At 58.8% G+C, this 23,230-nt stretch carries 25 protein-coding genes and 1 tRNA gene; 6 read left to right on the top strand and 20 right to left on the bottom strand.

All coding sequences use genetic code 11. From position 1 onward, the window contains the following. Positions 1–147: 147 nt before the first annotated feature. From scpC to aspS, 16 genes are all read right to left on the bottom strand, one after another. Positions 148–1,644, bottom strand: a complete 1,497-nt coding sequence (gene scpC / locus AC4LFW_RS03750) for a succinyl-CoA:acetate CoA-transferase ScpC (RefSeq protein WP_491817892.1) — start codon at positions 1,642–1,644, stop codon at positions 148–150. Positions 1,645–1,840: 196 nt separating this feature from the next. Continuing rightward, positions 1,841–1,916: transfer RNA gene (locus AC4LFW_RS03745), tRNA-Lys, on the bottom strand. A gap of 54 nt (positions 1,917–1,970) precedes the next feature. Beyond that, positions 1,971–2,645, bottom strand: coding sequence for a 7-cyano-7-deazaguanine synthase QueC (gene queC / locus AC4LFW_RS03740; protein ID WP_491817891.1), 675 nt, complete (start codon positions 2,643–2,645; stop codon positions 1,971–1,973). A 53-nt stretch (positions 2,646–2,698) separates the two neighbouring features. After that, complete coding sequence (queE, locus tag AC4LFW_RS03735) at positions 2,699–3,346, bottom strand: 7-carboxy-7-deazaguanine synthase QueE (RefSeq protein WP_491817890.1); 648 nt, start codon at positions 3,344–3,346, stop codon at positions 2,699–2,701. Between the two features lie 118 nt (positions 3,347–3,464). Next, entirely contained in the window at positions 3,465–4,289 is an 825-nt protein-coding gene (ybgF, locus tag AC4LFW_RS03730; protein WP_491817889.1) for a tol-pal system protein YbgF, read from the bottom strand. Between the two features lie 6 nt (positions 4,290–4,295). After that, entirely contained in the window at positions 4,296–4,802 is a 507-nt protein-coding gene (gene pal, locus AC4LFW_RS03725) for a peptidoglycan-associated lipoprotein Pal (protein ID WP_491817888.1), read from the bottom strand. A 48-nt stretch (positions 4,803–4,850) separates the two neighbouring features. Beyond that, positions 4,851–6,152, bottom strand: coding sequence for a Tol-Pal system beta propeller repeat protein TolB (tolB, locus tag AC4LFW_RS03720; RefSeq protein ID WP_491817887.1), 1,302 nt, complete (start codon positions 6,150–6,152; stop codon positions 4,851–4,853). Next, complete coding sequence (gene tolA / locus AC4LFW_RS03715; protein WP_491817886.1) at positions 6,149–7,201, bottom strand: cell envelope integrity protein TolA; 1,053 nt, start codon at positions 7,199–7,201, stop codon at positions 6,149–6,151. Before tolA ends, tolB begins: the two co-directional genes overlap by 4 nt. After that, positions 7,201–7,653: a protein TolR gene (gene tolR, locus AC4LFW_RS03710; protein ID WP_491817885.1), complete on the bottom strand. Its 453-nt coding sequence runs from the start codon at positions 7,651–7,653 to the stop codon at positions 7,201–7,203. Before tolR ends, tolA begins: the two co-directional genes overlap by 1 nt. 12 nt (positions 7,654–7,665) lie before the next feature. Then, entirely contained in the window at positions 7,666–8,358 is a 693-nt protein-coding gene (gene tolQ / locus AC4LFW_RS03705; RefSeq protein WP_491817884.1) for a protein TolQ, read from the bottom strand. 2 nt (positions 8,359–8,360) lie between these two features. Beyond that, positions 8,361–8,804: a tol-pal system-associated acyl-CoA thioesterase gene (gene ybgC, locus AC4LFW_RS03700; protein WP_491817883.1), complete on the bottom strand. Its 444-nt coding sequence runs from the start codon at positions 8,802–8,804 to the stop codon at positions 8,361–8,363. Positions 8,805–8,855: 51 nt separating this feature from the next. Further along, positions 8,856–9,908, bottom strand: coding sequence for a Holliday junction branch migration DNA helicase RuvB (ruvB, locus tag AC4LFW_RS03695; protein ID WP_491817882.1), 1,053 nt, complete (start codon positions 9,906–9,908; stop codon positions 8,856–8,858). Continuing rightward, positions 9,905–10,513 (bottom strand): Holliday junction branch migration protein RuvA, encoded by a 609-nt coding sequence (gene ruvA / locus AC4LFW_RS03690; RefSeq protein WP_491820119.1) that lies wholly within the window; start codon positions 10,511–10,513, stop codon positions 9,905–9,907. The genes ruvB and ruvA overlap by 4 nt, the downstream gene beginning before the upstream one ends. Positions 10,514–10,599: 86 nt before the next feature. Continuing rightward, a complete protein-coding gene (gene ruvC / locus AC4LFW_RS03685) occupies positions 10,600–11,124 on the bottom strand; it encodes a crossover junction endodeoxyribonuclease RuvC (RefSeq protein WP_491817881.1) in 525 nt (174 codons plus the stop codon). Between the two features lie 149 nt (positions 11,125–11,273). Beyond that, on the bottom strand, positions 11,274–12,020 hold the full coding sequence (locus AC4LFW_RS03680) for a YebC/PmpR family DNA-binding transcriptional regulator (RefSeq protein WP_491817880.1): 747 nt from the start codon (positions 12,018–12,020) through the stop codon (positions 11,274–11,276). Positions 12,021–12,095: 75 nt separating this feature from the next. Next, positions 12,096–13,871, bottom strand: a complete 1,776-nt coding sequence (aspS, locus tag AC4LFW_RS03675) for an aspartate--tRNA ligase (protein WP_491817879.1) — start codon at positions 13,869–13,871, stop codon at positions 12,096–12,098. A gap of 360 nt (positions 13,872–14,231) precedes the next feature. On the opposite strand from aspS, the gene AC4LFW_RS03670 reads away from it, so the two are divergent. Together AC4LFW_RS03670 and AC4LFW_RS03665 are read left to right on the top strand one after the other, a co-directional pair. Next, entirely contained in the window at positions 14,232–14,702 is a 471-nt protein-coding gene (locus AC4LFW_RS03670) for a Dps family protein (protein WP_491817878.1), read from the top strand. Positions 14,703–14,945: 243 nt separating this feature from the next. Beyond that, positions 14,946–15,581, top strand: coding sequence for a cold-shock protein (locus AC4LFW_RS03665; RefSeq protein WP_491817877.1), 636 nt, complete (start codon positions 14,946–14,948; stop codon positions 15,579–15,581). A gap of 50 nt (positions 15,582–15,631) precedes the next feature. On the opposite strand, the gene AC4LFW_RS03660 is transcribed toward AC4LFW_RS03665, so the two are convergent. Both AC4LFW_RS03660 and AC4LFW_RS03655 read right to left on the bottom strand, forming a co-directional pair. Beyond that, positions 15,632–15,841 (bottom strand): SlyX family protein, encoded by a 210-nt coding sequence (locus AC4LFW_RS03660; protein WP_491817876.1) that lies wholly within the window; start codon positions 15,839–15,841, stop codon positions 15,632–15,634. A 4-nt stretch (positions 15,842–15,845) separates the two neighbouring features. Beyond that, complete coding sequence (locus AC4LFW_RS03655; protein ID WP_491817875.1) at positions 15,846–16,268, bottom strand: HIT family protein; 423 nt, start codon at positions 16,266–16,268, stop codon at positions 15,846–15,848. Positions 16,269–16,716: 448 nt separating this feature from the next. Here AC4LFW_RS03655 and AC4LFW_RS03650 point away from each other — a divergent pair, with 448 nt between their 5' ends. From AC4LFW_RS03650 to AC4LFW_RS03635, 4 genes are all read left to right on the top strand, one after another. Continuing rightward, positions 16,717–17,973, top strand: a complete 1,257-nt coding sequence (locus tag AC4LFW_RS03650; protein ID WP_491817874.1) for an OprD family porin — start codon at positions 16,717–16,719, stop codon at positions 17,971–17,973. A 160-nt stretch (positions 17,974–18,133) separates the two neighbouring features. Continuing rightward, a complete protein-coding gene (locus tag AC4LFW_RS03645; RefSeq protein WP_491817873.1) occupies positions 18,134–19,849 on the top strand; it encodes a proline--tRNA ligase in 1,716 nt (571 codons plus the stop codon). A gap of 8 nt (positions 19,850–19,857) precedes the next feature. Next, positions 19,858–20,805, top strand: a complete 948-nt coding sequence (locus AC4LFW_RS03640; protein ID WP_491817872.1) for a hypothetical protein — start codon at positions 19,858–19,860, stop codon at positions 20,803–20,805. A 5-nt stretch (positions 20,806–20,810) separates the two neighbouring features. Further along, positions 20,811–21,386 (top strand): transglycosylase SLT domain-containing protein, encoded by a 576-nt coding sequence (locus tag AC4LFW_RS03635; protein ID WP_491817871.1) that lies wholly within the window; start codon positions 20,811–20,813, stop codon positions 21,384–21,386. A gap of 24 nt (positions 21,387–21,410) precedes the next feature. Here the strand turns inward: AC4LFW_RS03635 and AC4LFW_RS03630 are convergent, their stop codons facing one another. Beyond that, complete coding sequence (locus AC4LFW_RS03630; protein WP_491817870.1) at positions 21,411–21,875, bottom strand: TlpA family protein disulfide reductase; 465 nt, start codon at positions 21,873–21,875, stop codon at positions 21,411–21,413. Between the two features lie 30 nt (positions 21,876–21,905). Then, the gene (locus tag AC4LFW_RS03625) at positions 21,906–23,126 is read right to left on the bottom strand and encodes a virulence factor BrkB family protein (protein WP_491817869.1); all 1,221 of its coding nucleotides are present in this window, start codon (positions 23,124–23,126) and stop codon (positions 21,906–21,908) included. Between the last annotated feature and the right edge of the window lie 104 nt (positions 23,127–23,230).

Raw genomic sequence — 23,230 nt, 5'->3', positions numbered from 1 at the left:
GCTGCAAGGAAGGACCAAGCATTCACCCTCACGTTTGCAAGGGGGCGGAATACTAGCCGAAGCTTTCAGAAAAATGAAAGCGGAAGGATGTCTACTGAAGCGAGCCTGAAACGAAAAGCCCGCCGACTGACGCCGGCGGGCTCATTATCACTTGCCCTTGAGCATGTGTCCGCGCTCTTCGAGATTGGTATGCCAATCCATTGCTTCATGCAGCAGGTGCGGCGTCTGGCCGCCCTTCTTGCAGGCCGCTTCGAAGTAGGCGTTCAATGCGTCGCGGTAGGACGGATGCACGCAGTTGTCGATGATGACGCGGGCGCGTTCACGGGGTGCCAGGCCACGGAGGTCTGCCAGGCCCTGCTCGGTTACCAGGATGCTGACGTCATGCTCGGTGTGGTCGACGTGCGCAACCATCGGAACCACGCTGGAGATGTTGCCTCCCTTGGCGATCGACTTGGTGACGAAGATGGCCATATGGGCGTTACGGGCGAAGTCACCTGAGCCGCCGATGCCGTTCATCATCTTGGTGCCGCCAACATGGGTGGAGTTGACGTTACCGTAGATGTCGAACTCAAGTGCTGTGTTGATGCCGATGATACCGATACGACGCACCAGCTCCGGATGGTTGGAGATCTCCTGGGGACGCAGAATCAGCTTGTCCTTGTACTTCTCCAGGTTGCCGAAAACACGGTCGTTGCAGCGCTCGGACAGGGTGATGGAGCAGCCGGAAGCGAAGACCATCTTGCCCGCGTCGATCAGATCGAAGGTCGAGTCCTGAAGGACTTCAGAGTACATCACCAGATTTTCGAACGGCGAATCGATCAGACCGCACATGACGGCGTTGGCAATGTTGCCGATACCGGCCTGCAGCGGGCCGAGGCTGTTGCTCAGACGACCCGCGTCCACTTCTTTCTTGAAGAAGTGGATCAGGTGGTTGGCGATAGCCTGGGTCTCATCATCCGGCGGGGTAACCGTAGAGTAGGAATCCGGCTGGTCTGTGATGACGATGGCAGCGATTTTAGCCGGATCGATCGGGATGGCACCTACACCGATGCGGTCATCGACCTTGAGCAAGGGGATCGGCTGACGGTTAGGACGCTCGCCTGGAATGTAGATGTCATGCAGACCTTCCAGGTTGGGGTTGTGGGCCATGTTCAGCTCGATGATCACCTTGTCGGCGAACAGGGCCAGGTTGGCTGAGTTGCCAACCGACGTGGTCGGCACGATATGGCCTTGCTCGGTGATTGCGACCGCTTCGATGATCGCCAGGTCCGGCTTCTTGATCTGGTGGTTGCGCATCTGCTCGACGGTGTGGGACAGATGCTGGTCGATGAACATGACCTCGCCCTGGTTGATCGCCTTGCGCAGCGTTGCGTCAGCCTGGAACGGCATACGGCGAGCCAGCAGACCGGCTTCCGCCATCAGCCCGTCCAGATCATTGCCGAGGCTGGCACCGGTGATCAGGCTGATTTTCAGCGGGCTCTCCTTGGCGCGCTTGACCAGCGCCAGGGGGACTGCCTTGGCTTCACCGGCACGGGTAAAGCCGCTCATGCCAACAGTCATACCGTCGAGGACATGAGTGGCTGCCTCGTCGGCGCTCATGACCTTGCTATGCAGGGAGGACAAGCGGATGCGATCAGAATACATTTGAGCCTCGAACCACTGTGAAATCGGAAGGTCGCAGTCTAGTACGTTTAAAGACGCTCGGGTCACCTACCAAGGTCGTAGAGGATTCGACCTTGATAACCGCCCCGTACGTGCTTTCTTATAGAGCTTGAACTGCGGATATAAAAAAGCCGGATGACCCATGAGGCCTCCGGCTTTGCTTCTCCGTGAGGAGATCTGGTGGGTCGTGTAGGATTCGAACCTACGACCAATTGGTTAAAAGCCAACTGCTCTACCAACTGAGCTAACGACCCGATGCGGTGCGCATGATACTGATTTGATTGATTAAATCAACGCTTTTTTTGCCGTCATGCATAGCGGGTCGGATCAGCCTGGCCAGCTTGCTGGAAGCCGACGGCACGCAGGCGGCAGCTGTCGCACTTGCCGCAAGCCCGCCCATCCTCGTCCGCCTGATAACAGGATACGGTCATGCTGTAGTCCACTCCCAGCTGCACTCCAGCCCGCACAATATCGGCTTTGCTCATGTCTTGTAGCGGAGCACGGATCGAAAAACCCTGCCCTTCCACACCAGCTCTGGTAGCCAGATTAGCCAGGCGCTCGAACGCTTCGATGAATGCTGGACGACAATCCGGATAGCCTGAATAGTCGATGGCGTTCACGCCAATGAAGATGTCTCGCGCACCCAGCACCTCGGCCCAACCCAGCGCCAAAGAAAGAAACAAGGTATTGCGTGCCGGCACATAGGTGACCGGTATCCCTTCGCCAGGCTGCTCGGGCACCGCGATATTGCTGTCGGTAAGCGCAGATCCGCCGATGCCAGCGAGATCCATGCCGATCACCTTGTGCTCGACCACGCCCAGTTGTTGGGCCACCCGTTCGGCCGCCTGCAACTCGGCGCGGTGACGCTGGCCATAGTCGAAGCTCATTGTGTAACAGGCATAGCCTTCAGCCTTGGCCATAGCGACCACGGTTGCCGAATCCAACCCGCCGGAAAGAAGAATCACCGCTTTCTTGTCTGTCATGGAATACCTGTCTGAAAACCGAAGCGGCCTGAATCGGCCGCCCATGCAAGAGGTCAGTGGCCGGGCGCATCGTTCCATAGAATCTTGTGCAGCTGCAGCTGCAGACGCACTGGCAGATTGTCGCTGACGATCCAGTCGGCCAGTGCTCGCGCATCCACCTGGCCGTGGCTTGGAGAGAACAGCACTTCGCCTGCCCGTGCGTCGAGCCGGTACTCGATCAGCTTGGATACGGCCCAGTCGTAGTCTTCGCGCGAACAGATCACGAATTTCACCTGGTCGTTGTGCGTAAGGTGAGCGATGTTTTCGTAACGGTTGCGCCCCATCTCGGCCGAACCCGGCGTCTTGAGATCTACGACCCGACTGACACGCGTGTCGGTTGACGAGATATCCAGCGCCCCGCTGGTTTCCAGCGACACTTCGTAACCGGCGTCGCACAGTTGCCGCAGCAAGGGAATACAGTTGGGCTGGGCCAGCGGCTCGCCCCCGGTGACGCAGACATAGCGGGGACGAAATGCCGCAATGCGCTCGACTATGGTGTCGAGCGACATCAGTTCGCCGCCGGTGAAGGCATAGGCGGTATCGCAATATTGACAACGCAGGGGACAGCCGGTCAGGCGAACGAACACTGTGGGCAATCCACTGGTGCGCGTTTCCCCCTGCAGCGAGTAGAAAATCTCGGAAATTCGCAGGGTATGGTGCATATCAGCCACGGGCGTGACGGCTAAACAGGCCATCCGCCTCCGGTGCGGGAAAGGGGGCGAGATTCTAACGAAAAAACCCGCCGGTGGGCGGGTTTTGTTCATCTGTCGGCGAGAGACTTCAGCGATTCAGTTGACGCTTGGCCAGTTGCGCTGCCGAACTGCTGGGGTAGTCCGCCATGACCTGACGGAGAATACCATCGGCCTTGTCGCGATTACCCATTCTGAGTTCGACATCCGCAAGCTTGTAGAGCGAATCGGGCACCTTGTTGTGCTGCGGATACAGCTGGCTAACCCTGGCGAACGCCTGCCCTGCGCCTTGCAGGTCGCCCTTGGCGAGATTCACCTCGCCGAGCCAGTACTGAGCGTTGCCAGCGTACGGGCTGCCCGGATACTTGCGCAGGAATGCTGCAAACGCCTGACTGGCCTTATCGAAGTCCTTTGCCTTGATCAGGTCGAAAGCCGCATCGTAGTACAGCTTTTCCTTTTCGGGATCAGCCGACTGTGCGCTGGCTGCATCCACGCCCCCGATAGAAGACTCTTGTGAGGCTCCACCAGCAGCATTGCCACCGGCGGCTGATGAATTCTGACTGTTTGCCCCGCCTGCCGAAAGCCCGGCCAGACGACCATCCAGATCCTTGTAACGCTCCAGCCCCTCCTGTTGAAGCCGCTGGATCTCGTTCTGCTGCACTTCGAGCATGCCGCGCAACTGCGCGATCTCTTCCTGCATCTGTTGCAGCTGAATGAACAACATGCCTTGCGCTGAAGACGGAGCAGTCGCCCCGCCTCCAGCGTAAGCACCGCCGTTGTCTGTCCCGGAGGAATACCCTGCCCCGGACGAGCCGCCCTGGGTCTGCGAATCGTATTCCACAACGGGAACCTGAGCCGCCGCAAAAAACGGCAGACCAAGCACAAGAAGCGTCAGAACGTAACGGTGCTTGAGCATGGCTGATTACTTACGCAGTTCAACGCGACGGTTCTGAGCCCAGGACTGCTCGTCGTTACCCATGGCAACCGGACGCTCTTCACCGTAGGACACCAGTTCCAGCTGAGCCGGGGATACGCCCTGCAGTACCAGATAGCGCTGTACAGCCTTGGAACGACGCTCACCCAGCGCCATGTTGTACTCACGAGTACCACGCTCGTCGGTGTGGCCTTCCAGAACGACACGGTTGCCAGCGGACTTCAGATCCTTGGCATGAACGTCGAGCGCGCGCATGGCTTCCGGCTTCAGATCAGAACTGTCGTATTCGAAGTAGAAAGTAGTGATGGCGCGCAGAGCGGCTTCTTCGCCGTTCATGCTGCCGTCAACAGCACCGCTGTTGGCGCCGTAACCAGCGTTCGGATCAATGACGGAGGAACCTTCGCCAGAGTCTTCGCCGCCCTTGGAAGAACAACCGACGGCTACAGCCATAGCCAGCGCCAGCGCAGCGAACTTACCGAATTTCAGCATTTCCATGTGTAACAACCCCAGTGTGTTTTAGTTAGGTACAGCATTGATACCGCATCAGTTCAGGTAAGGGGACCACGATGGCTCACGGACTTCGCCTTGAGCAGTAGGAAGCGGGAGCCTAACTCGACCATTGATTGATACGAGCATCAAGACTCCCCGGCCCTGCTGGCGGGTCGCGTAGATTAGCATGGTGCCGTTGGGCGCAACAGTGGGTGACTCATCCAAACTTGTCTCGGAAAGAATGCGCAGATTGCCGCGCTGCAGATCCTGTGCCGCAACCTTGAAGTTGGTGTAGCCCTCCTGGCGATGAATCATCACCAGCGTCTTCTCATCTGCCGACAGCTTAGGGTTGGCGTTGTAGTTTCCTACAAAGGTGACTCGCTCGGCATTGTTGGTTCCCAGGCGCTGCTTGTAGATCTGCGGCTTGCCAGCGCGATCCGAGGTGAAGTAGATCGTCTGCCCATCAGCGCCCCAGAACGGCTCGGTATCGATTGCGTAATGGTCTGTCAGTCGCTGCAATTGCCGCGAACCGAGATCCATGACATAGACCTCCGGGTTACCGTCCTTTGAAAGCACGAACGCAAGGCGATTACCGTCCGGCGAGAAGGCCGGAGCACCATTGAGCCCTTCGAAATTGGTGATCTGCTCACGACGACCGGTATCGATGTGCTGGATGAATATGCGCGGGCGCTTCTGCTCGAACGACACGTAGGCGATACGACGACCATCGGGCGAGTAGCGAGGCGAAAGTATCGGCTCTCGCGACTGTAACAACGTAACAGCACGCGCACCGTCGTAGTCGGAACGCTGCAGCGTGTATCGCGTATTGGCACTGCCCAGATGCTCAACCGTGACGTATAGAAGACGGGTAGAGAATGCACCCTTGATACCCGTGAGCTTTTCGAACGCCTGATCAGAGGCATAGTGCGCCATATCACGCAACTGGTCCTGACCGCCGCCGATAGTGCCATTCATGACCTGTTGCTCAGTGTTCACATTGAACACTTCGTAGCGAACCTGCAACTTGCCGGCACCCGGCTCGATGTTGCCGACCATCACATACTGGACGCCCAGCGCTTTCCAGTCTCGAAAAATGATTTCGCTGCCGCGGGTAGGCAGGCTGATCATGTTCTGCCTTGGGATGGGCTGAAAAATCCCCGAATTGCGAAGGTCATTGCCGATAATTTCGGCCATGTTTTCTGGCAGCACGGTTCCGCCTTGCCAGCCGAAGGGCACTACTGCAACTGGAATGGCGCGATCGGTGCCGCTGGTGACCACGATATTCTTCTCTTGAGCCACGGCATTGCCCAGCACGAACAGCAGAAGAACGATGAAACCTCTAAGGGAATTGATCACAACGCAAGATCCTCTGGCGTGAATGTCATCATGAACGAGCGATACGGCTGGAAATCCTGGGCTGACAGCCCCTGCATCTCGGTCAGCCGACCAATATTCTTGACCGCGGCGACCGCGGAACTGTCGAACGGTGTATCGCCGCTTGACCGCGAGACGTTTACCGCCGATATGGTGCCATCCGGAAGCATGTTGACCCTGAGCGTAACCGACATGTTGTTTCGTGCAGAGGGTGGGCGGGTCCAGTTCTCCGCAGCACGCAGACGAATCAGGTCGTCGAAATTACCCGAAGTCTGGTCACCCTGGGTATCGGCCATGGCCTGTTGCCGCTGGGTGTCTTCAGAGAGCAATTCGGCGAGCGCCTGAGCCTTCTTGTCTTCAGTCGCCTTGCGGGCGGCTTCAGCGGCGGCTTTGTTCCGGGCGGCTTCGGCGGCTGCCTTTTTCTTGGCTTCCTCCGCGGCTTTCTTTTTCGCAGCCTCGGCGGCGGCTTTCTTCTTCGCTTGCTCCGCAGCTGCCTTTTTCTTCGCCTCCTCGGCGGCCGCTTTTTTCTTGGCCTCCTCAGCCGCCTTCTGCTTGGCCGCCTCGTCCGCCGCTTTCTTCTTCGCGATATCCGCTAACTTCTTCTGCTCTGCGGCTTTCTTCGCTTCCTCAGCCTGTTTGGCCTCAGCCTTCTTTGCCGCCTCGGCTTTCTTTACCGCCTCAGCTCTCTCCGCTTCGGCCTTTCGAACCTCCTGCGCCTGCTTTTGTTCCGCCGCCTTGGCTGCAGCCTGCTTCTGCTGTTCGACCTTGCGCTGCTCCAGCTGCTCGGCTTCATATTGCTTGGCAGCGGTCTTTTGCGCCTCGCCAGCAATTTTCTGGTTGGTTTGTGTCTTCGCCTGGCTCTGGGACTTGAGCTGATACAGGGTCGCCTGCACGATTGGTTTCGAAGGCGGCAGGTCGGGGGTCATGGCAAAGCTGACAAACAGCATGCCAAAGATGATGACATGCAGGCCCACCGCAAAAATGGTGGGCCAGTAGAGGCTTTCTGAGCGTGAACGATCCGGCTGCTGCATCAAGGCGCCTCGGTAATCAGACCGACATTGCCCACACCCGCTTCCTGAAGCCCGCCCATGGCGGACATGACCGAACCATAGTCCACCGCCTTGTCGCCGCGGACAAACACCTGAACCTGCTTACCCTGGCTCCGGTTCTGGTTCATGATCGCGGTTACCGCCGTGGTCATCTCTTCCAGCGTCAGCGCTCTGTCCTGCACGGTATCGGTGTCGACTTCGCTGCCGATGTTCCAGTAGTAGGTCTTGTCCGCCTTGATGGAGATTGTCAGCACCTGGGCATCGTTATCCTGAGGCAATACCTCGCTACTGACCTTGGGCAGGTCGACCTTCACGCCCTGGTTGAGCATGGGCGCAGTCACCATGAAGATCACCAGCAGCACCAGCATCACGTCGATGTACGGCACCACGTTCATCTCGGCAACGGGTTTGCGTCTGTTGCGAATTCTTGCCATGGCCAGCGGGCCTCACTCTTCCGAGGTGTGAACTTTGCGATGGAGGATCGCCTGGAACTCATCGGCAAAGGTGTAGTAGCGACCGATGAGCATCTCGCCACGGGCCGCGAACCGGTTGTAAGCAATGACCGCCGGAATCGCTGCGAACAGACCAATCGCGGTGGCGATCAACGCTTCGGCGATGCCCGGCGCGACGGTGGCCAGCGTCGCCTGCTGTACCTGGGCCAGCCCGCGGAAAGAGTTCATGATGCCCCAGACGGTGCCGAACAAGCCGATATAGGGGCTGGTGGAACCCACGGTGGCAAGGAACGGCAGGCCCTGCTCGAGCTTTTCTTCCTCACGGGAGATGGCCACTCGCATGGCGCGGTTCACCCCGTCCATCACCGCATCCGGGTCGACTCCCTGCTGCTGGCGAAGGCGAGAGAATTCCTTGAAGCCGGCACGAAAGATCTGCTCGACCCCAGAGTCCGGGTCAGGATTGCTTCCCGCCTGGCGGTAGAGCTTGGAGAGATCGATGCCTGACCAGAAGCGCTCTTCGAACGCATCCAGGGACCGCTTTGCGGCACGGATCATATTGCCGCGCTGGAAAATCAGAATCCATGATGTCACCGAAGCGCCTACCAGAATCAGCATTACCAGCTGAACCACGAAGCTGGCGTTGCTGATCAGGCTCCACATGGACATATGATCGACGTTGGGTTCCACGCTTACTCTCCTGCTGGGGGTAGACCCGACCCGGTAAAGGCCGCGCGCAGCGGCTCGGGAATGGGACGGGGTTTCAAACTCTCGGTGCGCACGCAGGCCACCACGAACTGCCCTTCACAGAGCAGCGCATCATCCTCAACTCGGCGTACCTGCTGCCTGAAACGCAGGCTTGCACGCTTGACCTCCACCACCTCTGCCGTAACCCGCAGCTCGTCATCCAGACGGGCCGGCGCGATATAGCGCGCCTGGCTCGAATGCACGACGAAAAGCAGGTCTTCCCCGGCCAGCTGCGACTGGGCAAAACCCAGACTGCGCAGCCGCTCGGTACGGGCCCGCTCCATGAATTTGAGGTAGTTGACGTAGTAAACGATGCCACCCGCATCGGTGTCCTCGTAATAGACACGGCAGCGATGGGAGAACGGTTGAGCATGTGATTCCGCGCGCATACTAGTGCCAGGCCCTGCAATTGCCAATCGGGTACGAGAAAGAAATTCTTGTCACTCTGTGTCGCCACCGAAGAGGTCAGCGGTAGGTGAGTTTTCCATGCGTTTCGGCAGGTTCAAGCCGAAGTGCAAATAGGCGTGACGGGTGACGACTCGCCCGCGCGGGGTGCGCATGATGTAACCCTGCTGGATCAGATACGGCTCGAGGACATCTTCGATGGTATGACGCTCCTCACTGATGGCTGCCGCCAGGCTATCGACACCCACGGGACCACCATCGAATTTCTCGATCAACGTCAGCAGTAGGCGACGATCCTGGTGGTCCAGGCCTCGCTCGTCGACATCGAGCATGTTCAGCGCCAGGTCAGCAGTGCTGCGGCTGATTTCGCCGTTCCCCCGAACTTCGGCGAAGTCACGCACACGACGCAGCAGGCGATTGGCGATACGCGGCGTGCCGCGTGCACGCCGGGCGATCTCGACGGCACCTTCGGTTTCGGTTGGCAAGCCGAGAATGCCGGCAGAGCGGCTGACGATGGTCGCCAGATCGGCCGTCGAATAGAACTCGAGACGCTGCACGATACCGAAGCGATCACGAAGCGGATTGGTCAGCATGCCAGCACGCGTGGTGGCCCCAACCAGGGTGAAGGGCGGCAGATCGAGCTTGATCGAGCGGGCCGCAGGACCTTCGCCGATCATGATGTCGAGCTGGAAATCCTCCATCGCGGGGTAGAGCACTTCTTCGACAATAGGCGAAAGACGATGGATCTCGTCGACAAACAGCACGTCGCCCTCTTCCAGATTCGTCAACAGTGCGGCCAGATCGCCTGGCCGTTCAAGGACAGGGCCAGACGTGCTCTTGATCGAGACGCCCATTTCCTGGGCGATGATATGCGCCAGCGTGGTCTTGCCCAGACCTGGCGGACCAAAGATCAGCGTGTGGTCCAGCGGTTCCTTGCGAGCCCGTGCAGCTCGAATGAACAGGTCCATTTGTTCGCGTACAACCGGCTGGCCTATATAGTCGGCAAGACTCAGCGGGCGAATGGCGCGGTCGAACTGTTCTTCGCGATCACGACCCGTAGCGGTGATGAGACGATCAGCTTCGATCACGAGGCCATTCCCTTCAGTGCACGGCGAATCAGGTCTTCACTGCTCAAATCGTCTTCCTGTACGGCGGCTACGGCACGGCTCGCCTCTTGAGGCTTGAAACCTAGGGAAATCAAGGCGCTGACGGCATCGTTCTCGGCGCTTGAGACCGCTGCAGCGCTGCGGGGTTCCACCACCAGGGTAGCGATGGACGGCATGGTTTCCCACGCCTTGAAGCGATCCTTCAGTTCGATCAGCAGCCGCTCCGCGGTCTTCTTGCCGACGCCGGGGACTTTCACCAATACGGAGGTGTCCTGCGCCTGGACGCAGCGCACAAGCTCATCCACTTCGAGTCCGGACATCAACGCCAGGGCAAGCTTCGGCCCCACGCCATTGAGCCTGATGAGTTCCCGGAAGAGTTCACGGTCGCGCTTTGCAGCAAAACCATACAAGAGATGCGCATCTTCTCGCACCACGAGATGAGTATGAAGCGTAACCGGCTCGCCTACCGCCGGCAGCCGATACAAGGTCGTCATTGGCACTTCCAGCTCATAGCCGATGCCATTTACGTCCAGAATCAGGTGAGGGGGCTGCTTTTCCGCCAGGGTACCGCGCAAGCGTCCGATCACTGTCATGCGTCCTCTTGCAGCCCGCAACACAGCTACGGGCCGGATTGTTCTACCAGTACCTCGACGGATGGGTCGAGGCGGTGTGATTACAGTCGCAGCCGTCCGCCTCGTCGCTTGGCGGTCGCCAGCCCATGCGGAATCAGGCTCTGGCGATGATGCGCGTGACACAGCGCGATCGCCAGGGCATCCGACGCATCGATCTGGGGCTTCTGGGTGAGTTTCAACAGATGCATGACCATCATCAGCACCTGCTGCTTGTCGGCCCCACCAGTGCCTGCGATGGCCTGCTTTACCTGTGTGGCGGTGTATTCGGCGATCTCCAGCCCCTGCTCCGCAGCAGCGACGATGGCTGCGCCTCGAGCCTGACCCAACTTGAGCGCAGAATCCGCATTGCGGGCCATGAACACCTGCTCGATGCCCATGGTCACAGGTCCATGCTGACGAATCACTTCGCTGACGCCGACAAACACCGCCTGCAGGCGGGCGGACAGTTCGCCGCTGCCGGTGCGAATGCAGCCAGACGCCACATACTCGCAATGGCGGCCGGTATCGCGCACCACACCATAGCCGGTAATTCGTGAACCAGGGTCGATGCCCAGGATAAGCGTCATGCAGCCGCCGTACTGTCTATTTATCCAGGCGCAAGTATAAGGAGGCTATGCCGCGGCGACCAGCGACATAACGAGAAGCGGCGCCAAGTCCAAAATGAAAAGCCGGAAGCACCCTGGGGTGGCTTCCGGCTCGTGATCGCCACAGCGGGTCAGTCCAGCTGCTCCATGATTTCATCCGGGACTTCGGCGTTGTGGTAGACATTCTGCACGTCGTCCAGGTCTTCCAGCGCATCGATCAGGCGCAGCACTTTCTGCGCGGTTTCAAGATCGGCCAAAGGTGCGGCGATTGAGGGAATCATGGCGATGTCCGCCTCTTCGGCTTTGAATCCAGCTTCGCTCAGGGCTTCGTTGACGGCGTGGAATTCGGCAAAGCTGGTCGAGACCAGGGCCGAGCCGTCCTCGCCCATTTCCACATCGTCAGCGCCGGCTTCCAGCGCCGCCTCCATTAGTGCGTCCTCATCCACCCCCGGCGCAAAGCTGATCTGCCCTTTGCGATCGAACATGTAGGCAACCGAGCCGTCGGTGCCCAGGTTTCCGCCGTGCTTGCTGAACGCATGACGGACTTCGGCCGCCGTGCGGTTGCGGTTGTCGGTCATGGCCTCGACGATGATGGCCACGCCGCTGGGGGCATAACCTTCATAGGTCAGCTCAACGACATTGTCCGACTCGTTATTGCCGGCGCCACGCGCAATGGCGCGGTCAATCACGTCGCGCGACATATTTGCAACCAGTGCCTTATCGACTGCCAGGCGCAGGCGTGGATTGTCTGCAGGAATAGGACCGCTCTTCGCGGCGACGGTCAGCTCGCGAATAATCTTGGTGAAAATCTTGCCGCGCTTGGCGTCCTGGCGCCCTTTGCGATGCTTGATGTTGGCCCATTTGGAATGACCAGCCATTAACTGCCTCCCTTTCTGATCAACTGTTCATCGTGCTGAAACCAAGAGCCCAGGTTTCCCTGGGCTCTTGCGCCTTCACTCGGCTTTGGGTTGTTCGCGAAGCCGGATGTGCAGCTCTCGCAATGCCTTGGCATCCACCGCACCCGGTGCCTGCGTCATGACATCGGCGGCACTCTGGGTTTTCGGGAATGCGATAACTTCGCGGATCGACTGAGCACCAGTCATCAGCATCACCAGACGGTCGAGGCCGAAGGCCAGGCCGCCGTGGGGCGGCGCACCAAACTTGAGCGCGTCGAGCAGGAAGCCGAATTTCTCGTCTTGCTCGGCCTCATCGATGCCCAGGATGCGGAACACGGTCTGCTGCATCTCTTTGCGGTGAATACGGATCGAACCGCCACCCAACTCGGTGCCATTAAGAACCATGTCATAGGCACGCGACAGCGCACCTGCAGGGTTGGCCTCGAGTTCTTTCGGCGTGCATTTCGGCGCAGTGAACGGGTGATGCAGCGCGCTGAGCGAGCCGTCATCGTTCTCCTCGAACATCGGGAAGTCGACCACCCACATCGGCGCCCACTCGCAGGTCAGCAGCTTCAGGTCATGGCCGAGCTTGATGCGCAGCGCGCCCAGCGCCTCGGATACGATCTTGGCTTTGTCCGCGCCAAAGAAGACGATGTCGCCGTCGACAGCACCAACCCGATCAAGGATCACGTTGAGTTTGTCTTCCGGGATGTTCTTCACGATCGGAGACTGCAGGCCTTCCACGCCCTTGGCGCGCTCGTTGACCTTGATGTAGGCCAGGCCCTTGGCGCCATAGATGCCGACGAATTTGGTGTAGTCGTCGATCTGTTTACGCGGCATGCTCGCACCGCCCGGGACGCGCAGCGCGGCGACGCGGCACTTGGGATCATTCGCCGGACCGCTGAAAACCTTGAATTCGACCTGCTGCAGCTGATCGGCAACATCGACCAGTTCGAGCGGAATACGCAGATCCGGCTTGTCGGAGCCATAGCGACGCATGGCTTCTTCGAACGGCATGTGCGGGAACTCGCCGAACTCGACGCCCAGCACTTCCTTGAACAGCTTGCGCACCATGCCTTCCGTGATGCCGATAATGTCGGACTCTTCGAGGAAGCTGGTTTCGATGTCGATCTGGGTGAATTCCGGCTGACGGTCCGCCCGCAGGTCTTCATCGCGGAAGCACTTGGCGATCTGGTAATAGCGGTCGAAACCCGCAACCATCAGTAGCTGCTTAAACAGCTGCGGCGATTGCGGCAACGCGAAAAAGTTACCGGCATGGGTCCGGCTAGGCACCAGATAATCACGCGCACCCTCAGGGGTGGGGCGACCGAGAATCGGCGTTTCTACGTCGAGAAAGCCATTCTCGTCGAGATAGCGGCGAATGCTGGCAGTGATTTTCGAGCGCAGCTTGAGCTTCTCGGCCATTTCCGGGCGACGCAGATCAATGAAGCGATAACGCAGACGCGTCTCCTCGCCAACATCGCTGTACTCATTGAGGGGAAACGGCGGGGTTTCGGCCTCGTTGAGGACTTCGAGCTCGTAACCCAGCACTTCGATAGCGCCAGACGCCATGTTCGGGTTAACCGCACCGGCCGGCCTCAGGCGCACCTTGCCGGTAATCCTTATTACGTACTCGCTGCGCACCTTGTCTGCGGCGGCGAAGGTTTCGGCACGATCGGGATCGAACACGACCTGAGCCAGTCCCTCACGGTCACGCACATCGAGGAAGATGACCCCGCCGTGGTCACGGCGACGGTGAACCCAGCCGCAAAGAGTGATTTCCTGGCCGTCCAGGCTTTCGTTCAACTGGCCGCAATAGTGGCTGCGCATCATGGTGGGGGTTCGCTTCTCGTAACTTGAAAGTTCGTTTGGGTGGCTCGGCTCGCGATGAGCAGCCAGCACGACTGGCGTGCCCGCGAGACAGACCGGGCTGCAGTCATCTCAGATACAGGACACAGCGCACTGGGCAATGTTCGGATTGGAGCTGCCTGGCACAAGCGCGGGATTATATCTGCTAAATCGCACTGGCGCAGCCGCGCGGATAGGCATGCTCAATCAGTAGCATAGCCACCAGATTTTGAACCCGGCGCAACTAAACCCTTCAAAGCAATACCATACGCTATGCAAACATCCCTCACGCCAGGGCTGTTTTTCTGGCATAACTGGCATTAAGTTCACCAACGGGAGAAAACCATGGAAATTGACATCGGTATTGCCGAACAGGACCGCGCTGCCATCGCAGAAGGCTTGTCCCGCCTGCTGGCCGACACCTATACGCTTTACCTGAAAACCCACAACTTCCACTGGAATGTGACGGGGCCAATGTTCAACACCCTGCACACCATGTTCGAAACCCAGTACACCGAGCTCGCTGTTGCCGTCGACGATATCGCAGAGCGTATTCGCGCCCTGGGTTTCCCTGCACCGGGCACCTATGCCGCCTATGCCAAGCTTTCCTCCATCAAGGAGCAGGAAGGCATTCCTTCGGCTGACGAAATGATCAAGCTGCTGGTCGAAGGCCAGGAAGCAGTAGTGCGAACTGCACGCGGTATTTTTCCGCTGCTGGACAAGGTCAGTGACGAGCCTACGGCCGATCTGTTGACCCAACGCATGCAGGTCCACGAAAAGACCGCCTGGATGCTACGCAGCCTGCTTGCCCGCTAAATACGTTTTATCCATCAGCCAGGGCGGGCAGGACTGCCTTGGCTGGTGCGTCCCCAATAGCCGCGCAACACCCGCACCGCACCTCTGGACAAGCCATTTGAGCGGCGCCCCTCTTTACTGTTAAATACGCCCGCGTCGTCGCCTGGGCTCGTCACCGAGCAGCCGCCTTCTTCCGCTCGAGCCTTCATATTGCCCAGCGCACGCCGTGCTATCTATCGTGCTGTTTAACTGTGAGTCATTAAAATGCTTAAGATCGTCCACGTGTTGACGGGCGCTGTTGCCCTTGTACTGTCATTTGTTCCCAGCTTTTCTGGAGGCCTGCCGCCTCTGACCCAACCTGAAGCCTTGTGCCTGCTGCTGCTTGGTCTGCTGAACGTGCAGTTCGCAGCGACTCAGGGCCGCACCCAGGACCGCGTTAATCCGCTGATCGTAGGCGCGTCTGCACTTCTGATAGCCGCTGCAGTGGTTCAGGCAGCCGCCCTGCTCATCCCGCTTGCAGCCCTTGCCGGGCAGCCAGTGACAGTCGCCAGCCTGTTATTCGCCATGATCGCCGTGCTGCTCAATCTGGCCGCCAGCACACAATCACGCCCCGAACGCTCAGCACGCAGCCGCTCCTCCCAGTCGACGGGCCGGACAGCAAAGCCGCGTACGGCCGCAACACCGTCCGCATCAGCGGAGCGCGAAGCCGGCACCGTTAAATGGTTCAACACATCGAAAGGGTTTGGCTTCATTTCGCGCGATAGCGGTGACGATGTATTCGTACACTTCCGTGCCATTCGCGGCGAGGGTCACCGCGTTCTGGTCGAAGGCCAGCGCGTCGAATTCACGATCATGATGCGCGACAAGGGTCTGCAGGCCGAAGACGTCGTTCCTACCTAAGCAGACCGGTGCAACAGAGCCGCACCAGCCGAGGGAAAACCCCGCTGTCGTCAGTAGTGCGGCGGGGGCGCTTCATCTTCCTCGGACGCACCGATCCGGCCCTGCATTTCCTCCTGCCGCCTGGCAAGCGCACCAAGCTGCGCCCGCAGTTGATCAACGACGCGCTGCTGGGCAACAAGCACGTCGTTCAGCGCCTGTATCGTATCGTCCTGGAAAGCCAGACGGGTTTCGAGGTCGGTGATGCGTCTTTCCATATCCATTGCGCTACCCCACAAAACTGAAGTCGTCGGTCAGCACCAGTTCGAGCTTCGAACGGATGGCCGCGACCTGGTCGTCACTATATGACGTGGCAGGCTGATAACCCCAGACGGGAGCAGGCCAAGCAGGATCATCCTTACGACGCGCGATGACATGGACATGAAGCTGGCTGACAACATTGCCAAGCGCGGCAATGTTCATCTTGTCTGCCGCAAAGGTGTCCTTGAGCGTCTCCGCCAGTTTGGCAGCCTCTACCCAGAGTCTCTGCTGGTCCGCCGCATCGAGCTGAAACAACTCGCTGACCACCTCACGGCGAGGCACCAGTATGAACCAGGGATAGGTTGCATCGTTCATCAGCAGCAAACGACACAAGGGGTAATCGCCAATGACGAAGGTGTCTTGCGCCAGTCGCGCATCGAGAACGAACATACCTGCACTCCAGTAAAAGGTGTCGAGATAGCCAAGGGATTCTACCAGCCAGAATTGCAACCTTAGTTGATGCACAACCAGACCCCGTCGCACCAACCGAGTGCATCGACCGCTGACACCTCGCGCAACCTCCACGCGGCATAGTGACGCAAACCTTCCACGCCCGCCCTATCGGAACGGCTTTGCGACTTTGTGCATGCTTATTGCTTAAAGCTGACAGCGCCCAAAATAGGGGGGAGAAAATCCGAAATAGCTGAGTTAAGCTTGCCCTCGCTAGTTTACCCAGCTAAACAGTAATGCTCGGAGATACTTCCAAGGCTTGCTGCAGGCCAAGACTGGCTAAGCAAACATGGATTGATTTGAGCTTGTATACCGATAAATAAAGATGCCTCTTTCCGGCGCACGCGGGAAAGCAAGCACCAAGTTGAAACCAAAGGAGCAATCACGAATGAAAGTGATGAAGTGGAGCGTTATCGCCATGGCCGTTGCGGCCGGCACGTCGCAAATGGCCCTGGCTTCCAGCCAGTCCGAGTCCGAAGGCTTTGTCGAAGGCAGCAGCCTGACCATTCTGAACCGCAACCTGTATATGAACCGCGATTTCCGCGGAGACGCGTCTCAAAGCTATCGCGAAGCTTGGGGCCACGGCTTCATCGGTACTTTCGAATCCGGATTTACTCAAGGCACCGTTGGCGTCGGTGTCGATGCGATTGGCTTGCTAGGCGTTAAGCTTGACAGCGGTACTGACCGCGCTTGGCCAGATATATTTCCTCGCGACAGCGAAGGCCGCCCACAAGACGACTATTCTCAGGCCGGCGCTGCAGTCAAGTTTCGCGTATCTGACACCGTACTGAAATACGGTACCCAGTTCGTTGCACTGCCTGTATTTTCCACAGATGATGCTCGCTTGCTGCCGGAAACCGCACGCGGCGGCCTCATCACCAGCAGCGAGATTGATGGGCTTGAATTGAACGTCGGTCGCTTTACTGCACTGAGTGCTAAATCCGAAAGCGACCATGACTCCGTTGGCCTTAAAGAGATCAACCTCGTCGGCGGCACCTATGCGCTCAGCGACAGCCTGAGCACCTCGCTGTACTACTCGGATGTAAAGGACGCCTTCGAGAAGATATACGGCAACGTTAATTACAACATGGCGCTCGACGCAGACCAGTCGCTGGCTTTTGACTTCAATATCTACCAGACCGACTACGAGTCAGAATTCACGAACACCGGCAGCGACGAAGACAACACAATCTGGAGCCTGGCCGCCTCCTACGGCGTTGGCGCTCATAAGTTCACTGTCGCGTATCAGAAGTCGCATGGCGGCTACGACACCAATGGCTATCTCTACGGCATAGACGGTGGCGGCACTGTTTGGCTGAGCAACTCGGTCCAGTACTCCGACTTCTATTACGAAGACGAGCAATCCTGGCAGGTCCGCTATGACCTCGACATGGCCGCCTACGGCGTTTCGGGCCTGAGCTTCATGACCCGCTATGTGGATGGCAGCAACATCAACATGGGCGCCGGCAACTCGGACGCGGAAGAACGCGAATGGGATATGGAAGCCAAGTACGTGTTCCAGGAAGGTCCCGCCAAGGATCTGTCCCTGCGCGTTCGCCAGGCGTTCTATAACGCCACCAACGGTCTGGATAATGACCTGAGCGATACCCGCCTGATCGTCGAGTACCCGCTGAGCATCCTGTAACCCAGGCTCATCAGCTGTAGCTCGAGCAACACGATAAGCCCGGCCCACGCCGGGCTTATTCGTTGTAGCTGACAACCAGCCGATCGATTCTGTACGCCATCGTGCCGCCACCGTACAATGCCGAGCCAAATTCTCCGCTCTGCAAGGACACAACGGCCACATGCGCACCAGTCAGTTCCTGCTCTCGACCCTCAAAGAAACGCCTTCCGATGCCGTGGTAATCAGCCACCAGCTGATGCTGCGTGCCGGGATGATTCGCAAGTTGGCTTCAGGGCTCTACACCTGGATGCCAATGGGTCTGCGCGCACTGCGCAAGGCTGAGGCGATTGTACGTGAAGAAATGAACAAGGCCGGAGCGCTGGAAGTGTTGATGCCGGCAATTCAGCCTGCCGAGCTCTGGCAGGAATCGGGGCGCTGGGTGCAATACGGCCCCGAACTGCTGCGCGTGAAGGATCGCCATGACCGTGAATTCTGCGTAGGCCCGACGCACGAAGAAGTCATCACCGATCTGGCGCGCAACGAGCTGAACAGCTACAAGCAGCTGCCGATCAATTTCTACCAGATCCAGACCAAGTTCCGTGATGAAATCCGCCCGCGCTTCGGCCTGATGCGTGGCCGAGAATTTCTCATGAAGGACGCCTACTCTTTCCATGCTGATCAGCAGTCACTGCAGCAGACCTACGATCGCATGCACCAGGCATACTGCAACATCTTCACCCGCCTGGGACTGAACTTCCGTCCGGTGCAGGCCGATACCGGGTCGATTGGCGGCACCGGCTCCCATGAATTCCATGTACTTGCCGAATCCGGCGAGGACGACATCGCCTTCAGTGACACCTCCGATTACGCAGCGAATATCGAGAAAGCCGAGGCCATTCCGCGCGAAACCGAGCGGGCTGTGGCGACTGAAGAATTGCGCCTGGTCGATACACCCAACTGCAAGACAATCGCTGCGCTGGTCGAGCAGTTCCAGTTACCCATCGAGAAAACCATCAAGACACTGGTTGTCCATGGTGCCGAGAAAGGGCAACTGGTTGCGTTGGTGGTACGCGGGGACCATGAACTGAACGAGATCAAGGCGGCGAACCTGCCGCAGGTCCAGAGTCCACTGTTATTCGCGTCTGAAGCAGAGATCCGCGCTACGATGGGTGCCGGCCCTGGCTCGCTGGGCCCGATGAACCTGCCTATCGGTTGCGTCGTTGACCGCTCGGTCGCATTGATGAGCGACTTCGCGGCGGGAGCGAATCAGGAAGACAAGCATTATTTTGGCGTCAATTGGGAGCGCGACCTGCCGCTGCCTGAAGTAGCCGATCTGCGGAACGTCGTAGCTGGCGATCCAAGCCCGGACGGAGTCGGCACGCTAGTCATCAAGCGCGGCATCGAAGTGGGTCACATTTTCCAGCTGGGCACCAAATACAGCGAGGCAATGAATTGCAGCGTGATGGGTGAAAACGGCAAGCCTGTCGTACTCACCATGGGCTGCTATGGCATTGGTGTATCACGTGTCGTTGCCGCGGCGATCGAGCAGAATTACGACGACCGGGGCATTCTCTGGCCAGACGCGCTTGCGCCTTTCCAGATTGCACTGGTGCCCATGAAATACGAGAACGAAGCCGTCCGCGCTGCCACGGATAGCCTTTACGAACAGCTCACAGCAGCGGGCTACGACGTTCTGCTCGATGACCGTGACAAAAAGACCAGTCCTGGCGTCAAATTCGCTGACATGGAGCTGGTCGGCATTCCTCATCGAATCGTCATCGGCGATCGCGGGCTTGCCGAAGGCACGCTGGAATACAAGCATCGTCGCGATGCCCAGAGCCAGGCAGTTCCCGCTGCAGATATCCTCGAGTTCATAACATCACGCGCCAGTCGCTGACGGAAAACATGCTCAACCGAAGTGCTTCAGCCTGCGCCACGCTTTGCGTGGCGCTCTTGGTCAGTGGCTGCGCCAATCAGCTACCGCAACGCAGCGAACACGAAGCTCGTACCGAGCGCAAGCTGCTTGACCACAGCCTGCGTATCGAAGTGGGCGAACCGCTGCTTGAGCTCCCTCAGCGGCGCATCCGCGTGCTTGATCAGAAAACCTTCGAGGTCACCGACTTCGAAGTGACCCGCCGCTATGACCGCTATACGCCCTACCAGGCCTGGCGCGAACTCTATGAAATTCCTCTGGGGGCGTTTGCTGTAGCTGGAGGCGTCGGCGCCAATCTGCTCAACGTGGTGATGCTTGGCAACGTGCCGGAAAGCGCGACTCGCGACTGGATCAGCTACGGATTTGCCGGACTCAACCCCTTCATCAATGTGGAATCCAACGGCCGCTCGCAGCAGAACCTTGCAAGCCTTGATGAACAACGCCGCGACGCCCGGCTTGAGTACTCAAGCTTGCCCTGGGCCGAAAGACCGGTACGAATCACCGCTGGCCCCGAGATCCACGAGCTGGTCACCGACCGCAACGGCATCCTGCGGCTGAACCTGCTCGATGGACCTTTCGCCGACCAGGACATCAGTCAGGTGGGCAGGCTTGAGCTGGAGGTCGAAGACCCACAGGACACCACAGCCGCGTCCGCCATGCTCCTGGTCAGCCGAAGCCTGCGGGGCAAACTGCTTGAGGCGCATGACCTTATTTTCGACGACCTGGAAGGTGACGATGTCAGCCAATGGGTGCACCGCGTCAAGCGGCTGTCCGAGCTCGGCCTCGAAGAAGAAGCCAGCGAACTCGAGCAGAGCCTGATCGAGCTGACGCGCCATGATCCCGATCTGCAGCAGGAATTCCTGCGCAGCCTCATGCAGGACGCCGGTCGCCAGGCGAGCGATTCAGGCAGTGACGACTGAGATCCATGCAGCTGCTGCGCGGACTTCTGCTACTGACGGTGATGAGCATCGCCTGGCCGGCGTTCGCCAGCCTTCGCCAGGCACCAGAACCCGAACTGCGTGACCTTATGCAGCGGACCGTCGCGGAGGCAGAGAGCTTCGCCGACCGATTCGATGCCGAGGTCTGGCTGCTGGATATGTCGACACGACTCAAGCGATACGTACCGGATGCGCAGGAACGCTTGACCTTGCTTCGACTGGTGCATCAAGAAGCCAGCAAGGCAGGATTGAAACCGGATCTGGTACTGGCGCTTATCCATGCCGAAAGTCATTTCGATCGTTTCGCCATTTCCAGCGTAGGTGCGCAGGGCATGATGCAGATCATGCCCTTCTGGAAGGCCGAACTGGGGCGCCCGCAGGACAACCTCACCGATAACGCGACCAATCTTCGCTACGGCTGCACCATCCTCAGCTATTACCTGAAGAAGGAGAATGGTGATATCAACCGGGCATTGGCGCGCTATAACGGCAGCCTTGGCAAACCCCAATACCCGGCCAAGGTCATCGGCTTCTGGCAGGACTTCTGGTACGTAAAGCCGTAACAGGAATGGTACCGCCGAAGCGCCTTACGGGCCCTCTTGCAATCGTGCCAGATGCATGGCCAGACCTTCGGCGGTCTGTTCGCCTACAAGGCTTTGCCGCACTTCTCCTTCAGAATCGACGATGTAGGTGACCGGCAGCACCGCGCTACGTGGCAGGTCGAGCCGCTCGGCAGGGTCCAGGCTCAACACCCTGAAATCGATCCCAAGCGTCTTGGCGGCATCCCGCAATTCGTCACCCTGCAGACCATCGAAATTGACTCCGAGCACGGTCACATCGTCTCGAGAAGCGTCCAGAGTGTTCAGTTCAGGGATTTCGGTACGGCACGGCCCACACCATTCAGCCCAGTAATTGATCAGCAGCCATTGCTTATCGAGCTGGCTTGGCGTTACCTCCGCTCCGTGTTGGTCCGGACCCCAGCTTTCGTTGCAGCCCGCCAGTACGAGACAGGCAAACACGCCCGCCAGCAGGCCATTCAAGCGATTGATCATGCGTATTTACCTTGTGAAGACGAAGTCAGCTTATACCCGTTTGGCCTGCAGCCAGTCGGCAACGCTTCCGCCAAACAGATTGGCCTGTTCCTGCTGTAGCAACTCCAGGGACTGACGCAGCGTCGGGTACCAGGGCTCGTCCAGATGCTCCGGCAGTTGCTGCAGGCCGGAAAGCGGCCATGGGCTGCTGCGAAGCAAGCGATCGAAGCTGTAGTGTCCAAGGTCTCGACACAGCACCCAACCCGACGAACCGGTTCGGCAGACGAGTTTTTCCCGCTCGAAAAACTCCAGGATTTCGTCCCATTCATCCTCAGGCAGGCGCCAGCCCTGACGATGTGCGTCGCGCAGGCGAACCTCCCGGCCCGCCCGCTGGCTGTCATACAGCACCCGGAGCAACCCCAACATGACGAGCAGGCGCGGCACTGATCTCCGTCGCCACTGCACCGACGATGACAAGCCGCATACCAGCTCGGCACCAAACAGCACGATCATCCAGGAGAGGTAGACCCAGAGCAGGAACAAAGGCACCGCGGCAAACGCACCGTAGATCAGCTGATAGCTGGGAAAATAGCTGACATAGAGACCAAACAGCTGCTTGGCTGCCTCGAACAGCACCGCCGTGAACAGCCCACCGGCCAGCGCATGCTTGAGCGGTACTCGTGTATTGGGTACTGCCGCATAGATGAGGGTGAAGGCGGCGACGCTGAACACCAGGGGCATTACCTTCAGAATCGTGCGCGCACCGATCAATGCGTGGGGTCCCGATATCAACGACAGCGAGGTAATGTAGGTACTCATGGCGAAACCCGCACCCAGCAGCAACGGCCCCAAACTGAGGATGGCCCAGTAGAGCAGGAAGCTCGACATGCCCCGCCGCGGCTGCCTCACCCGCCAGATCACGTTGAACGCCTTTTCGATAGTCAGCAGCATCATCAGGGCCGTGGCCATCAGGAAGCCAACACCGAACCAGGTCAATTGTCGCGCCTGGTCGGTAAATGCGATCAGGTATTCCTGGATGGTGGCCCCGGTCGAAGGAATGAAATTGCTGAAGATGTACATCTGGATCTGCTCGCCTACGCCCTGAAAGGCTGGAATGGCCGACAGCATGGCAAAGGTCACGGTCATCATCGGAACGACCGCGAACAGGGTGGTGTAGGTCAGCGCCGCGGCACTGTGCGGGCCGCGATCGGCCAAAAATCGCTGCACAAGGAAACGGCAGAATTCCATCAGGTCGTTGATCCGTTGCTGCAAATCCATCTCCTCGTTGGCGAGTCACGGCCGATGACAGGCCAGCTGGAAGCGAATGATTACCCCTTTTGCTGACCTCCGCTTGGGACCAGCGTTTCAGGCAGTGC

This window comes from Stutzerimonas sp. C6.4V (assembly GCF_058536345.1).
This window is presented reverse-complemented; position numbering and strand designations above follow the sequence as displayed.